We start from the raw sequence: 9,154 nt of genomic DNA on the forward strand, positions 1-9,154 counted from the left end.
TCGCAATAACATTCGTCTTAAATTTCCACAAGGCGCTAAAAAACTATGCATATCCGCCACAGCACTACTTCAAACTCTCCATTAAATTAATTAAACGCGTAAAGTCGCGCGTTCACTATACGCTACCGGGCTTGTATACGCTGTATGAGCCTGCCAAGCTCATCCTCATCAATGCTAAAACAACAATCACTCATCTTGCTAGAAAGTGCGTCAGCTGGCAGGTATCAAGGAGAGTTACTGCGAAAGCGGTGCAAAATACGATACCTCCGCGCCGAGCTGCTTAGTGCTTGCTGCTCTGCGCGCGCAAACCCAAGATCCAAAAAGAGATTTAAAGTAAAGTAGCGCCTGCCACCCTACGCGCGTGCAAACAGCTCAAAGCTGCCAAAAAGTTTGCGCTCACTTCGCCACTGAGCGCAATTTACCTATTGCGCAGTTATTAATACTTTCAGATTTCAACCTGTTCGCTTTTACTTTCCGTCTTTTAAATGCCTGCGCGCAGCTAGCTGCAAAGACGTATTCGCTGGATATACCTTGTAGCTCGCCCCCATGCCCTCGATAAAAATCCGTCGTAATTTATGCAGATATTTGACAATAGAGATCGTTTGGATACGATCTTTCGTACGAAGCCTAAAAGCGCTACGCCGATACAGATGCTCGCGCCATTTTTTCGCTCTGCGCGTTGCCTAACGTCGCTGCAGTCACAATTTTCTCTGATGCGACACTTAAAGACAACCTATCGCCAAAACTACTGAAAAGCTTTTAGCCTTGTTTTTTCTGCTTTAGAATTTAGTCTCAATCAGTTCTTTACTAATAAACTGACAGAACCTCCATGTGTTTGGTATATCATCAGCTTATCCACAAGGAACTTAGCTAAATTCCATTTAAATTCCTAAAGACGCGGCAACTTACATCGCACCCGCATTTCAGATAACTGCGAAATTTCGCTGCCACACTGCAAAGAGTTAAATTCTATCGAGTGGATTTATTAAAAATTTTAAGAACAGCAGAAATAGTAATAGATGATTAATGCTTTTCTATATGGATACCGCCGCCAAATTTTAATAAAAAGATATCCATTAAATTTGCGCTTTTTAAATTAGCCAGTAAAAGCTTAAATTTCAAGGTTTCCAGCAAAAGCAAACCCCGCAATACTTCATTAAACGGCGCAAAAGCCGCTTTAAATTTTATTCCGCGACGCGATTTACCCAGATCAAAAACTCATCGCTCGGGTTCTCGTCGTCTAGATGCGCGGGAGTGACGAGCTCAAGCGCAGTCTGCGGGATCGTCGTTTTAAACGTCTGTGTTACCCACTGCTGAAATTTCACGTTTGGATGCACGATAAAATCGTCATCCTTGCTGTTTGGCGGAGCGCCAAAATCCTCATCCCAGCAGATTTCATCGTATCCGATCGCAAGCAATCGCAAAAAATCAAGCCCGCTGCGAGCCAAAACGCAGGTCATGGTCGAGCCCGAGCCGGAGCCCATATGTACGATCTTCGTCTCGCCCGCATCATCCAGCCACAGCGCGCACATCGAGCCCTCCGAGCCGCTGCCTGCGAACACGCAAAGCCTCTGCTTGATCTCCGCGGCAAGCTCACGATCCTCGCCGTAAAACCAATACCTTAGCTCCTCGTCGCGATTTTTCGGCTCATCCGTGAAAAAGACGATGTCCGTGCCGCCCTCGCGCTCATCGTCGCTCCAGCTCTGCTTCAGCCGATCCTGCGGGTAGAGATAGCCGCGTCTGCGCCCGCCAGCGTCGTCATAAAAGCCGTTTGCTTCGATCCACGCATAAAGCGTCTCAAGTTCGCTTGGCACGCGCATGTCCTGCGGTAGCGCCTCGCGCAACTGCGCTAGTAATAAATTTTCCACGATCGCTCCTTTTGCTAAATTTGCCGCTCGAATTTTACTGCGTTTCGGCTAAATTTACAGATATTTTGTCTGATATTTGCGGCGTTTTACGCGCCCCGTCGCCGCAAGCGCAAATCAGGCTTTTAAAATTTAGCTGATTTTGGTTGTGGTACGCACACCGGAGCGATATGAGCGCATATTTGAAAAAAGAGTATGATAATTTTAAGTAGAAAAATGCGTAAAATTTTACAACTTAAATTTTATTATTTTAAGGCCTCTTTGTTTTTGCAGAAATTTGCGGTTTTAAATTTAACTTGCCGCAAAGAGTGAAATTTTATCGATATCTATAAATTTAAAATTTCCCGCGCCTTTTGTTTGCACGCCTCAAATTTTTGCTCAAATTCCGCGCGTCTTTGCAGCTCGTTTTTTGCCCTCCCATTTTGGTGTATCTCGAGCCTCGCCCTAGAAAATATACGTAGCTCGTATTCTAAAATTTCGTTATAAACGGCACTTTGTCATTATTAAATTTACAAATTTTGCCGCCGTTTGACGGACGGGCGAAATTTCGTCTAAATTCCAAGCTCGGCTCTTACGAGCGCTTCGTTTTGCGGCGTCAAAAAGTCCGCGATATCCTGCCACATGGAGTGAAAGCCGTATCCGCCGTCTATCATCTCGCTGCGCGCGGCGTCCAGGCTCCAGCCCTGATAGATCACGCGGTACATCGCCACCACAAGCCCCGTGCGATCGGCTCCGTGATAGCAGTGCACGAGCACGGCGCCCTCCTTTTGGCGCTCGCGAATGGTGCGCAAGACGTCCGCTATCTGCGCGGGCCTTATCTCCCAGCTTTGAAGCGGCTTGTTCGAGAGCCAAAATTGATCCCCAAACGCCCTTCTGTCGCCGCCTCTGCTGAAATGGCGCAGATTTACGATGCTTTTGATGCCAAGCTCATGCAGTTTCGCGGCATCGCTCCCGTCAAGCTGCGCGCTGCGAAACAGCCGCTCGTCCACGCGGTAGAAATTTTTCGCTTCGTCAATGAGAGTTGCTTTTTGAGATGAGTTTGGGCTTGCGCCGTGCGCCGCGGTATCTGTATCTTTAAAATGCGCGTCTTTAAATTTGACGTCTTTTGCGTCCGCGAGATTTTGTTCCGCGCCGCTCGTTTTTCTAAAATTTATGGAATTCGCTTCTGTCGCAAGCTCCGCATTTACGCCGGTCGCAAAGCAAAATGCGGCCGTTAGCGCAAGGGTTTTAAATTTCAAATTTCATCCTTTAAATTTGGCTAAATTTATGATTTTTGTAAAATTTGACGCCAGACGGGTCAAATGCAAAATAGCAAGCGCGCCTTAATTTAACGCAAAATTTGAGCATCAAGCCCGTCCAAATCGCCGCTAGATTTTACCGCAATCCCGCAAATCGCGTCGTTAAAATCAAAATTTCGTTTAAAATTTCCCCATTCCCGCCCTCGGTATCGCTAGATCAGTACGCGGTAGTTACATTGCGTAGTTACATTGCCCCTGTAAATTTACTGAAAATAAATCGTAAAAGGGGTGCGCCCGTTTCCGCGAGCGCTGCCATAAACCTGCTTCGCAGGTGAGTTTCGTACTCGCCTCTTGCGATACTTACCCGAAATTTTAAATTTAACGGTTTTAGCTTTCGATCAGATCGGTCTGCCAGTTCGCGCCTTGCAGCGTCGTATCAAGCTGCCTGATCTGCTTTGCTAGCTCGTCCACCTGCTTTTGCAGCGCCGCGACGTCGACCGTGCTTAAAATTTTAATCTCGCTACGCGAATAAACGTCCACCTTTTGCGCGGCAGCTTGCGCGAATGCACGCAGCGCGCCCGCTTTTAGCGTGAGTATGTCGCGCTTAGCGATTAGCTCGGTTAGGCTCTTGCCGTCTGCTTTTGCGGTGCAGTTGGTTAAATTTATCCGAACGATTAGCCGCTCAAGCTCGCCTGTAAGCACGTCTAGCTCGGCTAGCAGCGCCTTTGGTTCTTCGCTAGGATTCTCGCCCTCTTGCACCTTCGCGTTGTCCGCGAGCCTTGATTTTAGCTGCTCGATGCGTTTTTGTATATCTGCGCGCAGTATCAGCGCCTCGGCTAGTTTCATTTTCGTCCTTTTTAAATTTATTTGCCGCCGCCAAGCTGCCTATCTTGGCCGTAGTGCGGTGAATACGGACCGTAGAGCAAGCATTTTTTGCAGTTCTGAGCTAGAAGCATCGCATCTGCGCTCGCAGAGAGCTTGTATCCCGCATCGGAGACGGTATCGCCGATCTGTTTGATAACCGCGGAGATCAGCATGCCTACAAGATCGCTACTGCCTCTGCTCGAGTCGTCGCTTACCTGCGCCGAGCCCTCCCAAAGCGTCGCGCCGCTTCGCAGATCCACGAGCTTGGCATTGACCGCCACGACGGTCGCACTATTTAGTAGCATATACGAAGTGCCGTATTTGACGACATCCATGTATAGCACGGCGTCTGCGCCGAAAATCTGTCTTAGCTTGTGCGCGGAGACGTTTTGGATCTCGCTCGCCTCGTAAATTCCGTTATTTTTGAAGGTCTCATGCACGAGCGCAGGCGAAAATACATAATAGCCCGCCTCACTTAGCGGATAGATCGCGTTGGCAAGCACGGCGGGACCCGCATCCACTTCGGTAGTCTCGTTTGTCGGCATCAGCACCAAAATCGATCGCGGCTTAGCCTGCTGAAGCGCCGAGTAGTCGTAAATTTCAGGCTCACTTAGAGCGCACGCGCTAAAAAACAGCGCCACGAATACGCTAAAAATCGCTATTTGAGCTTTATTTTTCATTTTTTAGCCTTTTTATTCGTTTTGCCGCCCTGTTTCGCGGCAGCTTTGCCTTGCTTCGCAGAGGCTGCTTTGGCGGCTTCGCGTCCGCTTGATCCTTGGACTTTATCAGCGCCCGACTTGGTCGCAGCCTCAGCCTTTTTAAGCGCGGCTGGGTTTGTAACGAAGGTCAAAAACGGCTTTGATTCAGGGAAGGCCTGAGCTTCTTTTTCAAAGCTCTCCCTCGCCCTCGCGCTGTTGCCCGCGCTTAGATACAAAAGCCCCAGATGCGAATAAAGCCCCGGCGGGACTTTAAGCCCCTTTTCGTATGCCTTTTGGATAGATTTTTCAAGCGCTTCGATCTGTTCGCCCACGTCGCCTTCCTGCTTTAGATACTGATAGGTCGAGTCCGTGTAGCTGCCGTCCCAGTAATAAATTTGATTCCGCGTCCCGCCGCCGCAGCCGCAAAAGATCACGGCAGCAGCGGCAAGCGCAAGAGCGCTACCTGCTTTCAAATTTAATCCTTATCTCACTTTAAACGCGCCGTTTTCAAGGCCGTTTACGAGATTATTGACCGCTTCGATGATCGCTAGGCTTAGCACCTTGCCGTTTAGCGTCGAATCATAGCCCGCAGTGCCGCCGAAACCTAACACTTCGCGGTTTGATAGCTCATACTCGCCCGCGCCCTGAGTCGAAAAGACCACCTCGGACGTTCTAACATCAACGATGTTTAAATTTACTTTAGAATACGCGGTTTGGGTCTTTCCTTTACCCAAAATTCCAAACAGCTGATGATCTCCGGTCGTCTTGCGGCCAAACTCAGTCACGTCGCCGGTGATAACATATCTGGCACCTTTTAAGCTTTGTGCGCTTTTAGAGATTGCGCTTTCCTCTTTAATGGCGCGCATATTCGTGCGATCAAGCACTGAGAAACGTCCTGTTTGTTGTAAGCTTGAGATCAAAATTGTCTGCGCTTGGTTGCCCAGTCTGTCCTCCCCGTCGGAGAACACCCCGTTGTTGTAAGAGGATTGGTTGTTAAAACGTCCTACCGACACGGCGATCCGCTCGCCCGAGTAGTTGGTATTTAGACTCGCTACCGTAGGGGTTTGCACTACGCGAGAACTCTCTTTCGCGCATCCGCTAAATAGCGCCAGAACCGAAGCTGCAATAACGGCAGCCGATATGGTTTTTTTGAAATTCATTCTTTACTCCTTGAAAAAATTTACGTATAATATCTCATTGTTTCTTAAAATTTTATGTATAAATTTAAGCGCATAAATTTAGCAAAACGGGAGCGATTATGCTTAATATTTTACTGGTCGAAGACGACGAGGCTTTGAGCTCGGCGATAAGAGAAAAGCTGCTTGATGAGGGTTTTAGCGTGAGCTGCGCCTTCGACGGCAAGCAGGCGACAGAGGCGTTAGACGAGGCGCACTTCGATCTGATCATCTCGGACGTGATGATGCCTAAGATGGACGGCTTTGAGCTTAGCAGATACGTTAGGCGCGACGGCAAGAGCCAGCCGATACTGATTATAACGGCAAAAAGCGAGATCGAGGATATGCAGACGGGCTTTAAAAGCGGCGCGGACGATTATATGAGCAAGCCGATAAATTTAAAAGAGCTCGTGCTGCGCGTGCATGCGCTACTGCGGCGCGCGAAGATCGCAAACGAAAAGCGACTTCTCATCGGCGGAAGCGAGCTTGACTACGATACGCTTAGCATCCGCACCGAGGGCGAGCGGATAAGCCTAGCGCCGAAGGAATTTCGTCTTTTGTTTTTGCTGCTAAGCTATGCGGACAGAATTTTTACGAGATTTGAGATAATGAGCGAAATTTGGGGTTACGAAACGGACAGCGACGAGCGCGTCGTCGATACGCACATCAAAAAGCTACGGGCGAAATTTGAAAACTCCAAGGATTTTGAGATAATCACCGTGCGTGGGCTCGGCTACAAAGCCGTAAAAAAGGAGCGAGCATGAAAAAATACCTCATCGGCCTTAAAAGCTTCATCGCGTTTTACTCTTCGTTCGCATTCGGCGTGATAAATTTCATCGTCTGCTTTGCGGTTTGCATGCTTTTTTACATCGGTATCGGCGGCAAGATCGGCGGCTTTTGGGACGGAGTGGCGCTGTGCGCGATCATCTGTCTAATCACGATGGCGCTAAATTTTACCCTGCTTTACTTCGGACTTAAAATTTTATTTCGCCCGATCAAGCGGCTACTAGGCGCGATCACCGCGATCGCAAACGGCGATTTTAAGGCGCGTGCCGAGCGCAAGCTACACGGACACCGCACTGATTACGTCTATATGCACGAACTGGACGAGCTCGTAGTAAACGTCAATAAAATGGCGCAGAAGCTGCAAAAGCACGAGCAGCTGCAAAAGGAGTTCGTCTCAAACGTCTCGCACGAGATGAAAACGCCGATCTCTTCGATCGCCGCGTTAAGCGAGATGATAGAGGGCGGCGTGAGCGAGGAGCGCGCCGTGCGATACGCAGCCTCCATCGGCGCGGAAGCAAACCGCCTAAGCAAGCTCTGCACCGATATGCTAAAGCTAACGAGACTTGATAGCGGCGCGGCGGTGCACCTAGATGAGACGGTACGTATCGACGAGCAGCTTAGGCAATGCATCATATCGCTGAGCCAAAGCTACGAAGGGCACGAGTTTGAGCTAAATTTATCGCCGCTTAGCGTGCGATCAAACGCGGGACTGCTAAATCAAATTTGGCGAAATTTGATCGAAAACGCGCTTAAATACTCGCAGCCGAGCGGTAAAATTTTCGTTTGTTGCCGCGCTTGCGATGGCTTTGCGCAGGTGAGCATCAAAGACGAAGGCATCGGCATCTCGCGCGAGAAGCTGGATAAAATTTTTGACCGATTTTATCAGTGCGAGGAATCGCATAAGGAGCTCGGCAGCGGGCTTGGACTTAGCATCGTACGCACGGCGCTTGATCTTTTAGGCGGCCAGATCGAATACGAAAGCGAACCCGGCGTCGGAACCGAGGCGCGCGTTAAAATTCCGCTTTAAATTTCAGATCAAGACGGTGCGGATGATCTGCGTCTTGCAATTCATAACTCGCCGTAAAATTTCGCCCCACAGGCGCAAGCCACGCCGATGCAAGCTTTGACGATACGGGCCCTGACGGCACAATCCTGGCCGATGCAATCTTTGATGATGCAAGCTTTGACGACGTAAAAAAGTGCGGGCGTGTCGCGCGCCGCATTCACATAAAATTCTACTTTAAATTTTATATCGATTTGCAGCGGACGCCTCGTGCGCCGCGACGAGGTCGGAAATCTGCTTTAAATTTACCGCGTGCTACGACTTTGCCGCTCTTTACGACTTTACCGCACATTACGGCGGGCGGCAGGCTCGCTTAAATTTGCCGCGCCTTAACGCAGACGGCCGAATTTTGCCTGAAATCTGCCGCCGCTCGCTCGTGCTTTGCAACGAACGGAGAAATTTTATCCTAAATTTCAAAAGACACATTAAGAACACAATCATCTTATATAATCCCGCTCATAGATCGATCGGGTACGCCCCTAGCGGCCCGAGCCGAGCAAATAATGAAATTAAAAACAAAGGAGAAGCGATGAGTAAGGCCATACTTCACTCGGTGCTAGCGATAGAGGCCATTTTATGGGGGCTTTTGTCGGCTGTAGTTTTAGGCGCGTAATTTTTACGCTTTGAACTCGGCGATCCGTCGAAAATTTATAAAATTTGCGCCCTACTTCGCATCCGCTGCGAAAAGGGGCGCACCCTCGCTAACGATAAATCAAAATTTAATCCACCCGCCGCCTGCTGCGTAAACCATGCTGCGTAAACCATGCTGCGTAAACCATGCTGCAGGCTAGCCGGCCGCACACAAACCTCGCTGCGTGCAAACCTACCGCCGCAAACTATAAAGATTGATAAAATTTTGAATGCTACGAGCGGATGGACAAGCTAGTTGATGCCCTATTTCGTCCGCGCCTTTTGCAATATGTGCCCGCTCGCAAAACAGCTTGCGATAGGAAAATGATTTGAACGGCGTCAAAATACGCGACCCGCTCCAAACGCGCGAATTTATGCCTTTGCCGCTAAGCGATTTTTAAAAGCTCTCAAGCTAAAATTTATCTCGATCTAAGATCAAATTTAAACTTAACCAAGACGACGAAAATTTTACGAAAGATGCCGCAAGCGGCGAAATCTCAAAGGAGCCTAGCGTAAAAAGATTGATAAATTTCCTGAGGCACATTTGCGCAGACCTGCTTGCAGGCAGGGCGCTGCTGCATCCGATCCTGCTTACGGCTGCGTTTTTAGCGGCGAAATTCGGCACGCTATATATCATAGATCAAAAAATTTTAGAAAGCAGCTATGATTTGGGGATATTTGGAGAATTTGCTTATTACATATTTTTCGATTTTGTCGCAGGCGCCTTTTTTATAATACTTTGTGCGCACGTCATCTACGCAACATCCAAAGTCCAATCACTTAAAATTTTACGTAAAATTCTGCTCGCGATAATCTTAGCATCCTGCGCGCTGGG

11 protein-coding genes are annotated in these 9,154 nt (G+C 48.8%); 4 read left to right on the forward strand and 7 right to left on the reverse strand.

What is annotated here, in order from left to right; all coding sequences use genetic code 11:
• Positions 1–1,184: 1,184 nt before the first annotated feature.
• The 6 genes from Q0135_RS05695 to Q0135_RS05720 form a co-directional block, all read right to left on the reverse strand.
• On the reverse strand, positions 1,185–1,868 hold the full coding sequence (locus tag Q0135_RS05695; protein WP_297989061.1) for an SMI1/KNR4 family protein: 684 nt from the start codon (positions 1,866–1,868) through the stop codon (positions 1,185–1,187).
• Positions 1,869–2,416: 548 nt separating this feature from the next.
• A complete protein-coding gene (locus Q0135_RS05700; RefSeq protein WP_297989063.1) occupies positions 2,417–3,103 on the reverse strand; it encodes a tyrosine-protein phosphatase in 687 nt (228 codons plus the stop codon).
• A gap of 387 nt (positions 3,104–3,490) precedes the next feature.
• Entirely contained in the window at positions 3,491–3,949 is a 459-nt protein-coding gene (locus Q0135_RS05705; RefSeq protein ID WP_297989066.1) for a DIP1984 family protein, read from the reverse strand.
• A 17-nt stretch (positions 3,950–3,966) separates the two neighbouring features.
• Positions 3,967–4,647, reverse strand: coding sequence for a DUF799 domain-containing protein (locus Q0135_RS05710; protein WP_297989068.1), 681 nt, complete (start codon positions 4,645–4,647; stop codon positions 3,967–3,969).
• Positions 4,644–5,138 carry a DUF4810 domain-containing protein gene (locus Q0135_RS05715; RefSeq protein WP_297989070.1) on the reverse strand — a complete coding sequence of 165 codons (495 nt, stop codon included), beginning with the start codon at positions 5,136–5,138 and terminating at the stop codon, positions 4,644–4,646. The genes Q0135_RS05710 and Q0135_RS05715 overlap by 4 nt, the downstream gene beginning before the upstream one ends.
• 9 nt (positions 5,139–5,147) lie before the next feature.
• A complete protein-coding gene (locus Q0135_RS05720) occupies positions 5,148–5,825 on the reverse strand; it encodes a CsgG/HfaB family protein (RefSeq protein WP_297989072.1) in 678 nt (225 codons plus the stop codon).
• Positions 5,826–5,923: 98 nt separating this feature from the next.
• Here Q0135_RS05720 and Q0135_RS05725 point away from each other — a divergent pair, with 98 nt between their 5' ends.
• Both Q0135_RS05725 and Q0135_RS05730 read left to right on the forward strand, forming a co-directional pair.
• Complete coding sequence (locus Q0135_RS05725) at positions 5,924–6,604, forward strand: response regulator transcription factor (RefSeq protein WP_297989075.1); 681 nt, start codon at positions 5,924–5,926, stop codon at positions 6,602–6,604.
• Positions 6,601–7,653, forward strand: coding sequence for a HAMP domain-containing sensor histidine kinase (locus tag Q0135_RS05730; protein ID WP_297989077.1), 1,053 nt, complete (start codon positions 6,601–6,603; stop codon positions 7,651–7,653). Before Q0135_RS05725 ends, Q0135_RS05730 begins: the two co-directional genes overlap by 4 nt.
• Before the next feature lie 41 nt (positions 7,654–7,694).
• On the opposite strand, the gene Q0135_RS05735 is transcribed toward Q0135_RS05730, so the two are convergent.
• Positions 7,695–7,853: a hypothetical protein gene (locus Q0135_RS05735; RefSeq protein ID WP_297989079.1), complete on the reverse strand. Its 159-nt coding sequence runs from the start codon at positions 7,851–7,853 to the stop codon at positions 7,695–7,697.
• A 185-nt stretch (positions 7,854–8,038) separates the two neighbouring features.
• Between Q0135_RS05735 and Q0135_RS05740 the strand changes: the two genes are divergently transcribed.
• Together Q0135_RS05740 and Q0135_RS05745 are read left to right on the forward strand one after the other, a co-directional pair.
• Entirely contained in the window at positions 8,039–8,302 is a 264-nt protein-coding gene (locus tag Q0135_RS05740) for a hypothetical protein (RefSeq protein WP_297989081.1), read from the forward strand.
• A 538-nt stretch (positions 8,303–8,840) separates the two neighbouring features.
• Positions 8,841–9,154: hypothetical protein (locus tag Q0135_RS05745; protein WP_297989083.1), on the forward strand; the 314-nt coding region annotated here is incomplete at its 3' end.

The sequence above is a fragment of the uncultured Campylobacter sp. genome, assembly GCF_937981295.1.
Lineage (GTDB): Bacteria > Campylobacterota > Campylobacteria > Campylobacterales > Campylobacteraceae > Campylobacter_B.